The organism is Parabacteroides sp. CH2-D42-20 (genome assembly GCF_003670185.1).
GTDB lineage: Bacteria > Bacteroidota > Bacteroidia > Bacteroidales > Tannerellaceae > Parabacteroides > Parabacteroides distasonis.
In genome coordinates this window covers 129,572-147,652 of record NZ_RAYG01000008.1, presented here as the reverse complement: position 1 = coordinate 147,652, position 18,081 = coordinate 129,572, and the positions used below count along the sequence as shown (strand labels likewise).

At 46.1% G+C, this 18,081-nt stretch carries 9 protein-coding genes; 4 read left to right on the top strand and 5 right to left on the bottom strand.

Going from position 1 to position 18,081, the window contains the following annotated elements:
- Position 1: 1 nt before the first annotated feature.
- From D7V92_RS06845 to D7V92_RS06825, 5 genes are all read right to left on the bottom strand, one after another.
- Positions 2–193 (bottom strand): hypothetical protein, encoded by a 192-nt coding sequence (locus tag D7V92_RS06845; RefSeq protein ID WP_005855905.1) that lies wholly within the window; start codon positions 191–193, stop codon positions 2–4.
- Complete coding sequence (locus tag D7V92_RS06840; protein WP_005855907.1) at positions 186–878, bottom strand: iron-sulfur cluster assembly scaffold protein; 693 nt, start codon at positions 876–878, stop codon at positions 186–188. Before D7V92_RS06840 ends, D7V92_RS06845 begins: the two co-directional genes overlap by 8 nt.
- Positions 879–1,002: 124 nt before the next feature.
- The gene (locus D7V92_RS06835; RefSeq protein ID WP_121772556.1) at positions 1,003–2,958 is read right to left on the bottom strand and encodes an alkyl/aryl-sulfatase; all 1,956 of its coding nucleotides are present in this window, start codon (positions 2,956–2,958) and stop codon (positions 1,003–1,005) included.
- Positions 2,948–3,394 (bottom strand): OsmC family protein, encoded by a 447-nt coding sequence (locus tag D7V92_RS06830; RefSeq protein ID WP_121772555.1) that lies wholly within the window; start codon positions 3,392–3,394, stop codon positions 2,948–2,950. Before D7V92_RS06830 ends, D7V92_RS06835 begins: the two co-directional genes overlap by 11 nt.
- 18 nt (positions 3,395–3,412) lie before the next feature.
- Positions 3,413–4,537: a TlpA disulfide reductase family protein gene (locus D7V92_RS06825; RefSeq protein WP_008771781.1), complete on the bottom strand. Its 1,125-nt coding sequence runs from the start codon at positions 4,535–4,537 to the stop codon at positions 3,413–3,415.
- Between the two features lie 421 nt (positions 4,538–4,958).
- Here D7V92_RS06825 and D7V92_RS06820 point away from each other — a divergent pair, with 421 nt between their 5' ends.
- From D7V92_RS06820 to D7V92_RS06805, 4 genes are all read left to right on the top strand, one after another.
- Positions 4,959–9,950: a type ISP restriction/modification enzyme gene (locus tag D7V92_RS06820; protein ID WP_121772554.1), complete on the top strand. Its 4,992-nt coding sequence runs from the start codon at positions 4,959–4,961 to the stop codon at positions 9,948–9,950.
- A 358-nt stretch (positions 9,951–10,308) separates the two neighbouring features.
- Positions 10,309–11,952 (top strand): diphosphate--fructose-6-phosphate 1-phosphotransferase, encoded by a 1,644-nt coding sequence (locus D7V92_RS06815; protein WP_036650726.1) that lies wholly within the window; start codon positions 10,309–10,311, stop codon positions 11,950–11,952.
- Between the two features lie 120 nt (positions 11,953–12,072).
- Positions 12,073–14,379 carry a beta-galactosidase gene (locus D7V92_RS06810; protein WP_370036072.1) on the top strand — a complete coding sequence of 769 codons (2,307 nt, stop codon included), beginning with the start codon at positions 12,073–12,075 and terminating at the stop codon, positions 14,377–14,379.
- A gap of 381 nt (positions 14,380–14,760) precedes the next feature.
- A complete protein-coding gene (locus D7V92_RS06805; RefSeq protein WP_121772553.1) occupies positions 14,761–18,051 on the top strand; it encodes a TonB-dependent receptor in 3,291 nt (1,096 codons plus the stop codon).
- Positions 18,052–18,081: the final 30 nt, after the last annotated feature.

The following is an 18,081-nucleotide window of genomic DNA, read 5'->3' as shown; positions in this document are numbered from 1 at the left end:
TTTACTTTTTAAAATTCTTATTTACTAGGAATAAAGATATCAGAAAGTTGAAAACCAATACACCGCCACAACAAGCCACGTAAAACGCCAACCACGGTTTCTCCGGCTTCATCACGAAATACGTGATAAGCGTAGCCACAGCCGTGATAACACTCAGCCCGATGAGGACACGTGTAAATGTTTTCTTATTCATTACGAGGATCGATATATTTTACAGCTTCTTTGAAACGACCGTAAGAGCCTTTCGCCTTTTCCAGTGCCTCGTTAGCGTCCATACCCTTCTTAACCATATCCATGAATTTACCCAAGTGGATGAATTCATAACCGATTACTTCGTCATCAGCGTCTAATGCCATGCGCGTGCAATATCCCTCGGCCATCTCCAAGTAGCGGGGACCTTTAGCCAATGTACCGAACATCGTACCCACTTGGCTACGCAAACCTTTACCAAGGTCTTCCAAGCCAGCGCCTACAGGCAGACCTCCCTCTGAGAAAGCGGACTGTGTACGACCGTAGACGATCTGCAAGAACAACTCGCGCATAGCGGTGTTGATAGCGTCACAAACAAGGTCTGTGTTCAATGCTTCCAAAAGAGTTTTACCCGGAAGGATCTCAGAAGCCATAGCCGCTGAGTGAGTCATACCGGAACAACCGATTGTCTCTACAAGAGCCTCTTGGATGATTCCTTCTTTAACGTTTAATGTCAGCTTACATCCACCTTGTTTCGGCGCGCACCAACCGATACCGTGAGTCAAACCAGAGATATCAGTGATCTGAGTTGCTCTAACCCACTTTCCTTCTTCAGGAATCGGAGCGCACTGGTGGTTAGCTCCCTTCTTTACAACACACATGTGTTGAACTTCATGTGAATAAATCATAATCGCTAATTTATTATATTAAAGTGTAATAAAACTTTATGCTAATTTTATAGTAATATCGCTTTCTCTAAAGATCGCACAAAGATAAATTTTTTAATCCAGCCATGCAAGAGGCGGGAAAGGTTTAAGGCTCGATGATATTAAAATAAGCGTCCGGAGCCTCAAAAGTGGAGAATAGCTCTTTTAGGCTTTCAAGTTTCCCGGTTACCGATAACTTATGGGCTTGCAGATTTGCCGCTATATTCTCCGGCTGCATGAGACTTGCGTAGATGACTTGTTTGTCTCCTTCCAAAGTTACGGTAGGGGCCGGATGGAGCCTGCCGATACGGTTCGATAAGGCGCCGTTCTTTAAGATCAAGGTGGCCTGTTCGTTCGTATCGGTTAAGATAATATTTATTATTAAGTCTTTATCGGCCGCTTTTTCTCCATTTATTTGGATAGCGAGCAAATCGAATAGCATTTCGGGACTTAGGTTCTGGGACATACGTGCCCGGTTTGAGTTGGCCTTGCCTTTACCAGCGATGCCTTCGGTCAGTTCCATAGCTCCGGTCAGGTAGAAATTACGCCACGGACCGCTTTCCGCTTGGTAGCCCAATTGAGCGTACGTGTCCGCAAGTAATTGGCGGGCGGGTTTATGCTTTGGATTAGCGAAAACGAGATGGTTCAGCAAAGTAGCCGTCCAACGGTATTCTCCTTGATTGTATGCCTCTCGTGCCTTTTTCATTATCTCGTCCTCTCCTCCGATAGCCTCTACGTATTTTTTACCTTCTTCTACCGGCGGGAGTGGGTTCAGATGGGCGGGGATGCCGTCGAACCAGCCGAAATACATTTGATATTGGGCTTTTACGTTATGGCTAACGGTTCCATAATATCCCCGGTTGGCGAACTCGTTGGCGATAGAGCTTGGTAATTTAATCATCTCTGCTATTTCTCGAGGTGTATATCCTCGATTGGCGAGGTGAAGTGTCTGGTCGTGTAAGTAGCGATACAAATCCCGCTGCTTTTCCCAGTAAGCGACGATGTTCTTATTGCCCCAAGTCGGCCAATGGTGGGTAGAGAAGGATACCTCTACCTGATCGCCGCACTCCGTGATCGCCCGGTCGATATATTTGCTCCATAATTGGCCGTTCCGGACCTTCGCCCCTCGTAAGGTCAGCAGGTTGTGCAGGGTACGGTTGATTTCCTCGGCTACGCAGAAAGCTTTCATCCCAGGGAAGTACATCATGATTTCCGAGGGAGCCTCGGCGCCGGGTACGGACATGAATACGATCTCGACACCATCAATTCGTAAAGTCTCGCCCTCCTCGGATATCTCACGGGTAGGAGGGACCAAGCCCGTAGTTCCTGCCGCGGTAGTTTGTCCTAAACCAGTACCTATATTTCCTTTCTCATTTTTAGGTAGACTGCGGCCATACATATAGGTCGCTCTTCGCCCCATGGCTACACCCGCCATCAGGTTCTCGCTGACGGCATCTTCAAAGAAACCCTTGGGGCCAATGATCTCGATCGCTTCGGGCTTATTGGGGGCGTTCTCCAATATGGCGTCTATTCCTGCGAAATGGTCCACATGAGGATGCGTATAGATAACCGCCTTGACCGGAAGATCTTCTACATGTTTCTTCAGAAGATTATAACCTGCTAGGGCCGTCTCTTTCGAGAGCAATACATCTATGACGATCCAACCGTTATCGCTACGGATAAACGTCATATTCGCGAGGTCGAATCCTCGTATCTGGTATATTTTACCGGGTAATACCTCAAATAAGCCGTGTATGCGGTTGAGTTGCCCTTGTCGCCAAAGACTAGGGTTGGCGGATGCCGGAGCCTCTTGACGCAGGAAATCCCAGACGGTTAATCCATACACCTCTTTTCCTGTCTCGTCGGTAATGGAAGATTCGTCTATCGTGGCGATAAAGCCACGGGTAGCGTCTTCAAAATCTTGTTTGTTATCAAATGGGAGTGATTTCACCACTTGTTCGTTAGCCTCTTTCGTAAACATTGAAGGTTCCGTGTTTTGCGCATATACGAACAAGTGACTGGTAGAGATAAATAAAAGTAAGAACTGTTTTCTAATCTTCATGTTTTTGTGGTTTAAGCGGTTCACCGTTCAGTAAGATATCGTAGGTAATCGGGCCTATCTTTTTCATCATAAGTCCTACGCCACAGTATTTTTCCTGTGAAAGGCGAATCGCTTTCTCTATTTTGGCGGCGTCCCCGATGTTCCCGTCGATATGGTATGTAGCGTGGAATGCGGTATATACCATCGGGATCGTATCCGAAGTCTCTGCGGTTACGTCGATAGAGATTTTGTCGAAACGTACTCTCATTTTAAGGAAAAGGGAGATTACGTCCATTGCGCTGCATCCGGCCAAGGCGACCAGCATAAAAGCCTTGGGACGGGGGCCTTCATTATTACCCCCGTTCTCGGCAGTTGTGTCGATCGTAACCTTATGGCCGTCCAGCAAGGTCTCGAAAGTCGAGTCCTTCGTCCAGTTTAACGTGATTTGGGCGGACATATCGTGTTATTGTTATTATTATTTCAATATTTCTTGAAGTTTAGCGTCGATCTCCTCGCCATGTAGGTTCTTGGCGATGATCGTTCCGTCCTTATCCACCAATACGGTGTGAGGGATGCTGTTTACCCCGTATAGTTGAGCACCGGAGTTTTTCCAGCCTTGCAAGTCGGAGAGTTGGGTCCATGTGATATTCAGGTCCTTTACGCCTTTCGCCCATGCGTCAGCCTTGCTATCCAAGGAGATACCAACGATCTCGAAACCTTTGTTCTTGTATTTCTTGTAAGCGGCTACCAAATTCGGCATATCCCGGCGGCAAGGAGGACACCAGCTTGCCCAAAAATCGATCAACACGATGTTCTTGCCATTGCCTACGAACTCGGATAGCTTGTGCGTCTTACCGTTCGGGTCGGCCATCTCGAAGTCCACGAACTTCTTGCCTACGGCTACGGTTTTCAGTACATCTAGGTGAGCCATGAGCTTATCGATGTTCGGAACGGCCTTGAAAGCGGAGTCCGCCTTGGCGATAATCTCGTTCTGGGCCGCCTCGTCCAAGCTATAACGGAAATCGTATAATAACTTGGCGGCGGATTGCTTGGTCGTATTATTCAATATGTAAGTCTTGACGGCATCGGTTACCTTTTGGTCGATCTCGTCATATTTCTTCTCGGCGGCGCTTACGACTTCCTTGTCCTCAGATTTCATGTCGGCGGAAAGCTTCTCCAAATCCGCACGCAAAGTCTTCATTTGTGCTTGCAGGGCTTTCAATCCGTCATTCTCCGGTGTTCCAGAAACGGCGGAAGCGGCCTCGTCAAGAACAGCCTGTAATTTACCGTTCTCCAGTACGAATACGCTTGTAAAAGGAGCGTTCTCGCCGGAAGCGGCACGTTTGGGTTCCACGACATCCTCGGCGAAGGCGAGTTTGCGTAGGGCAGGGGCGTTCTGTGTTCCTTTGAACGTGAACGTGCCGTTCTGCACCAATGCGCTATCCATTGGGGCGGCGTCTTGTACGCCATATTCATACAGGTAAACGTATTTTCCGTTTAGATCGGTGTTCGCTACGGTACCGTTGATCTCGTAACCCGGTTTTTCGCTGCATGCGGCTAGGAGCAGAGCTGATGCGGCAAGAGTAAGATACTTTTTCATTTTGTATTTGTGTTATGTAAGTAATGTATTAAAATATGGAATATTGACTTCGCGAATATACGAAGTCTTTTGGGAAAAAACGTTGCCCGATGACATTTACATAAGGCTTTGCTCCGAAAAAAGAAATATTCTCGCTTATCTTATCTGTAGAAGAGTGAATTTTTAAGTATAGTGTTGTTTTTCAATTTATTGCAGTTTTGTTGTTTTTTATGCTTAGGAAACTTTAGTTTCTTCTAGGGAAAACAAAAGTTTTCCTATGAATAAACAAGAGTTTCTCCCGTATAAAACTCTTGTTTCTATCGGAAGAAACAGATGTTTCTTTTAGAAGGTCGGCTATGTCTCCAATGAAAATCTGTCCGAGTTATTGAAATAAGTGGAGTTTTATGTACTTTTGAGGACTAAACAACGGACGATTGAGACAATGACATTTAAAGAAGTACTTCAAAGATTCCGTACCGGATCTTTTACCGAAAGAGAAAAGGGAGCGAAGTTTGAGAAACTGATGAAGAGATGGTTCCAAACGGACCCTCGCTATGCGGATAAATTGCAGGAGGTTTGGCTTTGGGAGGAATTTCCGGGAAAAAAGGATTTCGGCGGGAAAGATCTAGGTATAGACTTGGTGGCGAAAACTGATTTGGGTGATTATTGGGCCATCCAGTGTAAATGCTATGACGAGAAGGCCGTCATAAGCAAGGCGGTCGTAGACTCCTTTATATCCACCGCTCATCGTGCGTTTATAGATGATTTAACCTTGAAGACCACGTATTTCAGTAACCTGATCTGGGTTTCTACCACCTTGCGCTGGGGAGCGAATGCGGAAGAGACGTTGAAAGGTCAAGACATTTCGGTGACTCGTATCAATATGCATGAGTTGGAGGCTTCTCCGGTTGATTGGGATAAACTCTTGAAAGGGGATACGGGAAAAGCGGCTTTACGGGAAGGTAAACAGCCTCGCAAGCATCAGTTGGAAGCGATGAAAGCGGCTCATGAATATTTCAGGGTACATGACCGGGGAAAACTAATCATGGCTTGTGGAACGGGAAAAACGTACACCTCCTTGGAGATCATAGAGCAAGAGACCGGGGGCAAGGGACTGATTTTATTCATGGTCCCCAGTATCGCTCTTTTAGGACAATCGCTGAATGCTTGGATGACAGATACGAAATACAGGATGAAGGCTGTTTGTATTTGCTCGGATTCCAAGGCTTCCAAAAGGAACGATTTCGATAATGACGAGACGAGTATCATCGATAACCCATTGCCCGCCACGACAAATATCAACTCGATAAAACGGCAATTATTAGGCTATAAGGATACGGACGGACTGGTTGTCGTATTCTCGACCTATCAAAGTATAGATGTCTTGGCCGAGGCGCAGCGAGCGCTATTGGAGGCTGATCCGTCTTATGGTATATTCGATTATATCGTTTGCGACGAGGCGCATCGGACAACCGGTTTTAAGCAAAAAGGTCGTGATGAGAGTCATTTTACTAAAATACATGACAATGACTTGATCCGGGGGAAAAAGCGTCTTTACATGACGGCTACCCCACGTTATTATAATGACAATGCCAAGGCGACGGCTAAAGACAAGGATTTAGTGTTGTGGAGCATGAATAACCCGGACTATTATGGCGAGGAGTTTTTCCGGATCGGATTCGGACGTGCCGTGCGTGAGGGACTGCTGACGGACTATAAGGTATTGGTGCTGACGATTAGCGAGGATGATATCCCGGATTCTATCCTAGAGGATGTCAAGGATAAGCAACAAAAGGAAATAAAGATGGACGACGCCAGTAAGCTCATCGGTTGTATCAATGGCTTGTCCAAACGTATAAAAGGAGATAAGGGGGTTACGAAGGAGGCGGACCCGGTATTGATGCGGAGGGCCGTGGCGTTTTGCTCGACCATTAATCCGAGTGAGCGGGGGAGCGGTATCTCTTCCAAGGGGTTTGCTGCCGTGATGCCTACGATGGTGAGAAAATATAAGGAATCCTTGTCGGAGGAAGTACGGGAAGAGGTCGTGGATATCGAGGTCCAACATATCGACGGGGCGATGAATGCCGCTACACGGGAGGAGAAGATCGCTTGGCTGAAGGAGGAGACCGGCAATCCGCACGAGTGTCGTATTCTATCGAACGTGCGTTGCTTGTCCGAAGGGGTGGATGTGCCGGCTTTGGACGCTGTTCTTTTTGTAGCCGCCCGTAATAGCGAGGTGGATGTCGTGCAGAGCGTGGGGCGTGTGATGCGTACGTTCCACAAGGGGGCTTCGGATGAGAAGAAATATGGTTATATCATTGTCCCGGTAGTCGTTCCGGCGGATGTGGAGCCGGAGAAGGCGATGGAGGATAACGAGCGTTTTTCCGTGGTCTGGAAAATCTTGAATGCCTTGCGTGCCCACGACGATGAGTTTAACGCTACGGTCAATAAGATACATTTGAATAAGGTGAAGCCTCCCAAGGTGGTTGTCGCCGGGATACCGCAAGGCTCGGGCCGGATGCACGGGAAGGATTGGATGCCCGATCCGCAGGATCAACAGATGGGGGCGACCGAGCTAAGTAATGAGGAGATCGCTCGCCAGTTGGAACTTCGTTTCGGTTCTTTGCAAGATGGGATCTACGCGAAGATGGTCGAGAAGGTCGGAGATCGCCTGTATTGGGAGAACTGGGCGAGGGAGATCGGTTTGATCGCCCAGAAATTTATAGAGCGCATCGCCCGTGTCGTGAAAGAGGGATTGCACAAAGAGGCTTTCGTTGAATTCTTGAATGGCTTGCAAAAGAACTTGAACCCTTCCATTGACGAGGGACAAGCGGTGGAGATGCTGGCGCAGCATATGATTACACGTCCGGTATTCGATGCCTTGTTTAAGGACTATCAGTTTGTCAAGAATAATGCGGTCAGCCGTAGTATGCAACGTATGTTGGAGCTACTGGAGAGCGAGGCCATGGAAAAGGATACGGAGGTATTGAATAAATTCTATGAGAACGTGCGCATGAACGTGGGCGATATTGACAATCTGGAAGGAAAGCAGATGCTTATCAAAAATCTGTATGAGAAGTTCTTCAAGGGTGCTTTCCCGAAGACCGTGGATAAGCTGGGTATCGTTTATACACCCGTGGAATGCGTGGATTTTATTATTCATTCCGTTGACGATATCTTGCGCAAGGAATTTGATTGCAGCCTTTCGGATGAGAATGTACATATCTTAGATCCTTTCACGGGGACGGGTACTTTCATTACCCGTTTGTTACAAAGCGGTTTGATCCGTCCGGAAGATCTGGAACGTAAATATAAGAATGAGATTCATTGCAATGAGTTGGTCTTGCTCGCTTATTATATCGCTGATGTCAATATCGAGAGCGTCTTTCATAGTCTCGTAAAGCGAGATACTTATTTGCCGTTCGAGGGCATTTGCTTAACGGACACTTTCCAGACAACCGAGAACGAGGAGAATGTCTTGGATCAGACTTGGTTTCCCGAGAATGCGGCGAATGTGGATAAGCAAAAGAAAGCTCCGGTACGGGTTATAATGGGTAATCCTCCGTACTCGGTCGGACAGAAATCGGCGAATGATAATGCGCAGAATTTGAGTTACGCTCATTTGGATAAACGGATTGCCGAGACGTATGCCAAAGCCGCTCAAGCGACTAATAAGAACTCTCTTTATGATAGTTATATTAAGGCGTTTCGTTGGGCGAGTGATCGTATTGCGGATTGCAAGGATGGGGGTGTGGTAGCTTTCATTAGTAATGGGGCTTGGATTGATGGAAATGCTCAAGAAGGATTTAGGAAATGTCTTGAGGACGAATATTCGAGTGTATATGTATTGAATTTGAGAGGGAACCAACGTACGAGTGGTGAGTTATCTCGTAAAGAAGGCGGTAAAATATTTGGTTCAGGTTCTCGTACGCCTATATCAATTACCTTTTTAATAAAGAACCCGGAAAAGAAAGGAAAAGCGACGATTCTGTATCATGATATTGGTGATTATTTATCTCGTGAGCAGAAGCTTAAAAAGATAAGTGAGTTTGGTTCCGTTGATTCTAGTAAATTACAATGGGAGATTGTTGCTCCGAATGAGAAAGGGGATTGGATTAATCAGAGAGGGGATGTGTTTGATTCTTTGATACTTTTGGGTGATAAGGATAATAAAGCTAATAAGCAGACTCTATTTAATGCTGTTTATGCAAGAGGCATAGGTTCTTCCCGCGATTCATGGGCTTATAACTATTCGAGACAAAAAATGCTTGAGTCAATGAAACGATCAAATGAGTTTTATAATGAGCAAAGATTAAAATATCAAGAGTATAAAAGGTATAATCCGAATATTGATGTTGTGAGTTTTATTGACAATGACCCATTAAAAATAAGTTGGAGTAGAGCTTATAGACAAGATGTAGAAAAAAATAGAGAGCATTTTTATGATGTTAAATATGCCTCTATAGGGTTGTATCGCCCATTTTCAAAGCAAAATTTATATTTTGATAAGACTGTTTTAAATGATGTAGGACCTGTTTTTAATATGTTTCCGACTTCTATTCATCAGAATTTAGTGATTTGCGTGAAAGGAATCGGAGATAAAGATTTCTCTTGTCTAATTGTTGATTGCATTCCTGATCTTCAGGTTATTTTTAATGGTCAATGCTTCCCTCTCTACTGGTACGAAGAAAACAAGAACAAGCAGCAAACCTTGTCCTTATTCGATACCGAATCAAACGATGATTACATCCGTCGAGACGGAATCACCGACTGGATACTGAAAGAAGTCCGTACCCGTTTCGGTAATGCCCGGAAGATCACGAAAGAAACCATCTTCTACTATGTGTATGGCTTGCTTCATTCCCCGAAATACCGGGAAGCCTTCGCGGCCGATCTGAAGAAATCCTTACCACGTATCCCGATCGTGGAAGATATAGACGCTTTCCTCGATTTCTCCTATGCGGGTAAGCAACTGGCTAATCTGCATCTGAATTATGAGGAAATACCTGCGTATGAGGGCGTGACTGTCATTGGCGACAGGCAAAAGGAGGAGGCCCCGGATGGTCGTATGATTGCCGGAACTACGGATCTATATGCGGTCAAGGTGGATTATAAATACTATGAGGTAGAGAAAATGCGATTCCCGAAAAAGGGGCAAAAGGATACGATTATCTATAACAGCTCGATTCGTATAGAGAACATACCCGATGAGGCGTATGAGTACATCGTGAACGGTAAATCCGCTATCGAATGGATCATGGAGCGCTATCAAGTGAAAACCGATCCAAGTAGCTTGATCAAGAACGATCCGAATGACTGGAGCCGTGAGCATGATAACCCCCGTTATATCTTGGACTTGCTACTCTCCGTAATCAACGTGAGCGTACAAACCATGGAGATAGTCAAAAAGTTACCGGATTTAAAGTTGGAATAAGAAAATAGTAAAAGGGGCTTCTTGTGAGGAATTGATATTTATTATTTTATAATCTAGAGATACACCTAGGGATAAAGCTTGCATGCATATAAAGTCTTTATGTAAAGGAGCTAAAAAGGTGTGTTTATACGATAAAGTATTATGTATTTGGGGCGGACGATGAAGGAGTTGATCTATATTGTCAGACCTGTTTTAGGAAATCGGCTTGTAAAGTGTTAATCATTCCTTCGGAACCAATTTTAGGGTGATTTTTCAATTAACATATCCCCCTTCTCTTTTATTAATACGGATTTTTTTCCTTATATTCGCGTCACTTTTGAACACGTATCAAATAATTTCTAAATAAATCAATTAAGAAATGACAAAGAGTGCATTACAAATCGCAAGAGCAGCTTACCAACCGAAGGTACCCGCTGCGTTGAAAGGTGCAGTGAAAGCCGTTGACGGCGAGTATACTCAATCAGTAGCCGATCAGGAAGAAATCAAGAAATTGTTCCCGAACACTTACGGAATGCCGATCGTTACATTCGAGAAGAGTAACGAGGAGAAGGCTATGCCTGTCATGAACGTTGGTGTGATCCTTTCCGGTGGTCAGGCTCCCGGTGGTCACAACGTGATCGCTGGTTTGTTCGACGGTATCAAGGCTCACAACGCAGATTCTCGTCTGTATGGTTTCATCTTGGGCCCGGGCGGTTTGATCGATCATAAATATATGGAATTGACGGCTGATATTATCGACGAGTACCGTAACACGGGCGGTTTCGATATGATCGGTTCCGGACGTACGAAATTAGAGACTACGGAACAATTCGATAAAGGTCTTCAGATCTTGAAAGAACTTGATATCAAGGCTTTGGTTATTATCGGCGGTGACGATTCTAACACGAACGCTTGCGTATTGGCTGAGTATTACAAGGCTATTGGCGCCGGCGTACAGGTAATCGGTTGCCCGAAGACGATCGACGGCGACTTGAAGAACGCCCAGATCGAGACCTCTTTCGGTTTCGACACGGCTTGTAAGGTTTACTCCGAGGTAATCGGTAACATCCAACGTGACTGTAACTCCGCTCAGAAATACTGGCACTTCATCAAATTGATGGGTCGCTCCGCTTCTCATATCGCTTTGGAGTGCGCTTTGCAGACTCAACCGAACGTTTGTATCATTTCCGAGGAGGTTGAGGAGAAGAATATGTCTTTGGACGATATCGTTACTTACGTGGCTGGTATCGTGGCTAAACGTGCCGCCGAGGGTAATAACTTCGGTACGGTATTGATCCCTGAGGGCTTGATCGAGTTCGTTCCGGCTATGAAACGCTTGATCGCCGAGTTGAACGACTTCTTGGCTAAGCACGACGCTGAGTTCAAGATGATCAAGAAGAGCGAGCAACGTGCTTATATCATCAGCAAGTTGACGAAGGAGAACTCTGATCTGTACGCTTCTCTTCCGGAGGGCGTAGCTCGTCAGTTGTCTTTGGACCGTGACCCGCACGGAAACGTACAGGTTTCTTTGATCGAGACCGAGAAGTTATTGTCCGAGATGGTTGGCAAGAAATTGGCTGAGTGGAAAGCCGAGGGCAAGTACGTAGGCAAGTTCGCCGCACAACACCACTTCTTCGGTTACGAGGGTCGTTGCGCCGCTCCGTCTAACTACGATGCGGACTACTGCTACTCTTTGGGTTACACGGCATCTTGCTTGATCGCCGCCGGTAAGACAGGTTATATGTCTTCCGTACGTAACACGACCGCTCCCGCTGATCAATGGATCGCCGGTGGTATCCCTGTTACTATGATGATGAACATGGAAAAACGTCATGGCGAGATGAAGCCGGTTATCCAGAAGGCTTTGGTTAAGCTTGACGGCGCTCCTTTCAAGGCGTTCGCCGCTAACCGTGACGAGTGGGCTTTGACTACTAGCTATGTATATCCGGGTCCGATCCAGTACTTCGGCCCGACGGAGGTTTGCGACCAGCCGACTAAGACTTTGCAGTTGGAGCAAGCTTAATACAGACTTATACATTATATAATATATAAGCTAGGGAGGATGTCATTTATTTGGCATCCTCTTTTTATTTACATACATTTGCCACGAGATCTTAAACCTAAAAATAAATCTTTATAACACATGGATTCCATGAAAAAGAAAATCGCCTATCTATTGCTCCTTTTGATGCTGATACCTGTCGGCTCGTTCGCCAAGGAGAAACGTACGTTCGAGATCAAGGACGGTCATTTTTATGTAAACGGGAAGGTAACCCCGATCCTTTCGGGTGAGATGCATTATCCTCGTATCCCCCACCAATATTGGCGGCATCGCCTTCGGATGATGCGAGCGATGGGCTTGAATACGGTCGCTACCTATGTCTTCTGGAACCTGCACGAGACGGAGCCGGGTAAATGGGATTTCGAGGGAGACAAGAATCTGGCCGAGTATATCCGGATAGCGGGAGAGGAGGGATTGATGGTGATCCTCCGTCCCGGCCCCTATGTATGCGCCGAGTGGGAGTTCGGCGGTTATCCGTGGTGGTTGCAGAATATACCGGGCATGGAGATCCGCCGGGATAACCCGGAGTTCTTGAAACGCACGAAGCTTTATATCGATAAGCTTTACGAGCAGGTCGGCGACTTGCAGGTATCGAAAGGCGGCCCTATCATCATGGTGCAGGCCGAGAACGAGTTCGGTTCTTACGTGGCGCAACGTAAGGATATCCCCTTGGAGGAGCATCGCCGCTACAACGCCAAGATCAAGCGGCAATTGGCGGACGCCGGTTTCAACGTGCCTCTGTTCACCTCGGACGGAAGCTGGTTGTTCGAGGGCGGTTCCACCCCGGGAGCGCTGCCTACGGCGAACGGGGAGAGTAACGTGGAGAACTTGAAAAAGGTGGTGAACGAGTATCACGGGGGGGTAGGCCCGTATATGGTAGCCGAGTTTTATCCCGGCTGGCTGATGCACTGGGCGGAACCATTCCCCGATATAAGCGATTCCGGCATAGCGAGGCAGACGGAGACGTACCTCCAAAACGATGTCTCTTTCAATTTCTATATGGTTCATGGCGGTACGAATTTCGGCTTCACCAGTGGCGCCAATTACGACAAGAAGCATGATATCCAGCCGGACTTGACCAGCTACGATTACGACGCCCCGATCAGCGAGGCGGGTTGGGTGACCCCGAAGTTCGACTCGATCCGCAACGTGATCCGGAAATACGTCACCTATGACGTCCCCGAGGCTCCGGCTCCTATACCGCTGATCGAGGTCCCGTCGATCTCCTTGACGAAGGTAGCCGATGTGTTGGCCTTGGCGAAAGAAGGGGAACCGGTAGCGTCCACGACACCTCTCACGTTCGAGCAATTGAACCAAGGATACGGCTACGTCTTGTACTCAACCCATTTCAACCAACCCCTGAAAGGCCGTCTGGAGATACCGGGCTTGCGTGATTACGCTACGATCTACGTGGATGGCGAGCGTGTCGGCGAGTTAAACCGTTGTTTCAACCAATATGCGATGGAGATCGATATCCCGTTCAACGCTACCTTGGACATCTTGGTGGAGAACATGGGGCGTATCAATTATGGCGAGGAGATCGTCCGCAATACGAAGGGGATCATCAGCCCGGTCAAGATTAACGGCAGCGAGATATCGGACTGGAAGATGTACAAGCTCCCGATGGACCGGATGCCGGCTTTGGCCTCCGGCGAGCCTTATGTCTATAAGAATGGCTCGCCCGAGGTAGCGGCGTTGGGGAATAAGCCGGTTCTCTACGAGGGAACCTTCCACCTGTCTGATACCGGCGATACGTTTATCGATATGGAGGATTGGGGAAAGGGCATTATTTTCATCAATGGTATCAATATCGGTCGCTATTGGTACGCCGGCCCTCAGCAAACGCTTTACATACCGGGCGTATGGCTGAACAAAGGAGAGAATAAAATCGTTATTTATGAGCAGCTGAATAATGACCGGAAGTCGAGTGTACGGACGGTCAAGACTCCTGTCCTGACAAAACTAAAGAAAATTACAGCCATGGAGAAAAAGAATCGTTTGATGGATAAAGCGGTAAGCCCGTTTAGCGTGGATGAGACGATGCGGCGGATCGAGGAGATTATCAAGTCTCAAGGAGGTTCCGTGTTCGCCGTGTTCGATCATGGGCGAAACGCTAGCGAGGTAGGGATGAAGCTGCCTCCGAATAAGGTGATCGTCTTCGGCTCGCCGAAAGTCGGGACTTTATTGATGCAGCAAGATCCGTCTATCTCTTTGGAGCTGCCGCTACGTATCTCCGTTTGGGAAGATGCGGACGGCAAGGTTTGGATCGGTTCCCCGAATCTGGAGACGATCGCCTCCGAATACGGGATGGAAAACAGCGGCGTCATCGAGAAGATGCAAGAGGCCGTAACGAATATCGTGAGTAAATCGATAGCCGGCAGCCGGTAAGGCTCATGGATCTAATGCGATAAGAGCTTAGGAGGATGTCGGTAAAACGGCGTCCTCTTTTGTTTTATAGGGGGCTGTCAGCTCATTATTCGGGGTAGATATTGATAATTCTGTAAAATGGATTTGGAAAAATTAGGAATAGATGATGTATTTTAAATATATTATTTAACATTTTGTCGCTTTTTGTGCTGCTGTCTTTTTGTTAATAAGAACAACTCTTCTTAGATATTCAATGCTTGTTTGCGTGCGCATATGTCTAGGAAAAATAAGAAAATGTAAAAAAAACATGCATAATATTGTTTTTTATGAAAATAATAATTTATATTTGTCCCGGTATCCGAAGAGTGGGTACAAATATTAATGTTAACCTATTTTTGTGTTATGATGAACAAACAGTTGGCTTTTGTTAAAAGCGGGCTGGGTTTGGCACTTTGTTTCCTTATGGTCGGTGCGGGTGTAACCCCTCCAATCCATGCGTCTAATGCGAATGTGTCCATCTCCCAACAAGCTAAGAAAGTTACCGGTACGGTAACTGACGCAAAGGGTGAACCCCTTTTGGGTGTAAATGTTGTAGTAAAAGGTACTACAAACGGTACGATTACCGACCTTGACGGTAAGTATTCCTTGGAAGTTGAGCCCAACTCCATTTTAGTCGTTTCCTACATTGGTTATGTATCCCAGCAAATTCCTGCTTCGGGAGAAGTGGTAAATGTGACATTGAAAGAAGATACGCAAAACCTTGATGAGGTCGTAGTAGTAGGTTACGGTACGCAGCAGAAGAAAGATATCACAGGCTCCGTGGCGGTAGTCGATACGAAAGACCTTTTGGCATCTTCCGGATCTTCCGCTACCCAGCAGTTGCAAGGTAAGGCTGCCGGTGTATATATCGGTCAGACCGGTTCTCCGGGTTCTCCTTCAATGGTTCGTATTCGTGGTATCAATACGGTTAATGATAACGGCCCATTATACGTAATTGACGGCGTGTCAACACGTAATCAGGATCTAAGTACTTTGAATCCGAACGATATTGAGAGTATGCAGGTATTGAAGGATGCCTCTTCTGCCGCTATCTATGGTGCGCAGGCCGCGAACGGTGTTATCTTGATCACGACGAAGAAAGGTACGAAGAGCGGGCAACCGAGATTAACGTACGACGGTTATATTGGTGTCCAGAAGACGGGTAAGAAATATGACGTGTTGAATTCTATGGATCGCTTGAACCTAGATTGGGAGGCGCAGAAGAATAATATTGCTATGCGTGATATCGGAGGTTATCCAAGTAATCCTCAATTTGGTACGGGGGATAGACCTTCTATCCCGAATTACTTGACACAATCAGGTGCTCAGGGTTCTACAACAATAGATCCGAGTGACTATGATTATCCTACTACAACTTACGCACCATTCTCAGATACGGACTGGTGGGATGAGTTAGATCGTGCCGCCATGATTCAAAATCATCAAGTCGGCTTGTCCGGTGGTACGGAAAAGGGACAGTATAACTTAAGCGCAAACTATTTCAAACAAGACGGTACGGTAATTGATTCTTACTATCAGCGTTATCAAGTGCGTGCGAATACTTCTTTCGATGTACGTGACTGGTTACGTGTGGGTGAGAACTTAACATATGCTTTTACGAAAGATAACGGCTTGAGTGCTAATGGGGCGGAATCTAATCCTTATTCGTGGACATATCGTGCTTCTCCTTGGGTTCCGGTATATGATATCGCTGGTAATTTCGCTGGATCAAAGTTCTCCGGTACGGGTAACTTCCAAAATCCGATAGCCAATCAAGTCCGTAATAAGGAAAATTATTATACTCGTAATCGTATCTTTGGTAACTTATGGGCTGAGGCTGATATTATCAAGGGCTTGACATTCCGTACGAATTTCGGTATTGACTATACGAACCGATATTATTATCGCATGGAAAAGAAAAATCCGGAGTTCTCAGAGTCTATGGGACAGAATAACTTTGAGGAACAAAGTGAGTTTAATTATCGTTGGGTATGGACGAATACGTTGACCTATAACAAGACTTTTAATGATATCCATAAACTTACCGTTCTGTTGGGTACGGAGGCTATCCGTGACGGTCTGGGACGCAAGTTGACCGGTCGTCGTTACAATTATTTGTTTGAGGATAATACGAATAGTTGGGTGCTGAATATGGGTGAGAATAACAACCAGCGTTTGGCGAATTCCGAATATAAGGGTGAGTTTGCTTTGTTTGGCTTGTTCGGCCGTGTAGATTATTCTTTCAATGATAAATACCTGTTCACAGGTATCATCCGTCGGGATGGTGTATCTCGTTTCTCAAAATCTAATCGTTATGGTGTGTTCCCATCCGCTTCTTTAGGTTGGCGTATTTCCCAAGAGGATTTCATGGAAAGTACGAGAGATTGGTTGGACGATTTGAAGTTGCGTGTCGGTTATGGACAGACAGGAAACTCTGAGGTTCCTCGTATTACGAACTATGCTATGGAACTTGCAACTTACCCGAAACGTTCTGACTACGATTTGAACGGACAGAATAATTCTACTACAACAGGTTTCATCTTAGATAAATATGGAAACGAGGATACCAAGTGGGAGTCTACAGAGATGTGGAACGTCGGAGTGGACGCTACTTTCTTAAATGGTAAATTCAATATTGGTGCTGAGTGGTATTGGAAGAAGACAACGGATATGTTGATCGAGGCTCAATATTCAGCGTTTGCTAACCCGGAGATCAAGAAACCATATATCAATTTCGGTGATATCAAGAATACGGGTGTCGATTTGAACTTGAATTATAGAGATTCAAAAGGTGATTGGTCTTGGGACGTAAGTTTGAACCTTTCCCATTATAAGAACGAGGTACTGCGTATCTCGGAGTCGGATGATGCCTCCTTGTGGGGAGCGGGAACTCGCTTGGATGGAAACGTGACCCGTACGACGAAAGGACATGCTATCTCTGAGTTCTATGGTTACAAGGTGAATGGTTTCTATGAGAACGTTGACGAGGTTTTGGCCTTGCCGCCTCTAGGACAATCCGGATTGAACGCTGAGTCCGCCAAGGCTTGGGTCGGTAAATTTAAGTTTGATGATGTGGATAAGGATGGTAAGTTGACGGAAAGAGACCGTACATTCATCGGTTCTCCCCATCCTGATTTGATCGCTGGCTTAAACGCTACGGTTACTTGGAAAAACTGGGACTTCACGATGTTCTGGTATTCAACTATCGGCAATGACCTGTTTAACAATACGAAATATTTTACGGACTTCTGGATGTTCAACGGTAACAAGTCTGAGCGTATGCGTGATCAATCTTGGACTCCCGGTGCTGATAATAGCAATGCCATTTTGCCGATCTTGGATTCGAACGATGGTTATTCTGGTAAATTCTCGAACTCTTATTACGTAGAGAATGCTTCGTTCTTGCGTTTGAAGAATGTGGTTTTGGGTTATACGCTTCCGAAGAGCGTGTTATCTAAGGTGGGTATCCAAAACTTACGTTTGTATGTACAAGCCGAGAATTTGCTGACTATTACCGGTTACTCTGGATTGGATCCGGAATATACGAATGCGGATATGGGCAAAGAAAGTGGGGGAGACCTACAGAGAGGTGTTGATATGGGTGGATGGCCTTCAACGATGCGTTTCTTGTTCGGTGTAAATTTCGCTTTCTAATGTTTAGGGATTTGATTAACTTTTAAAATG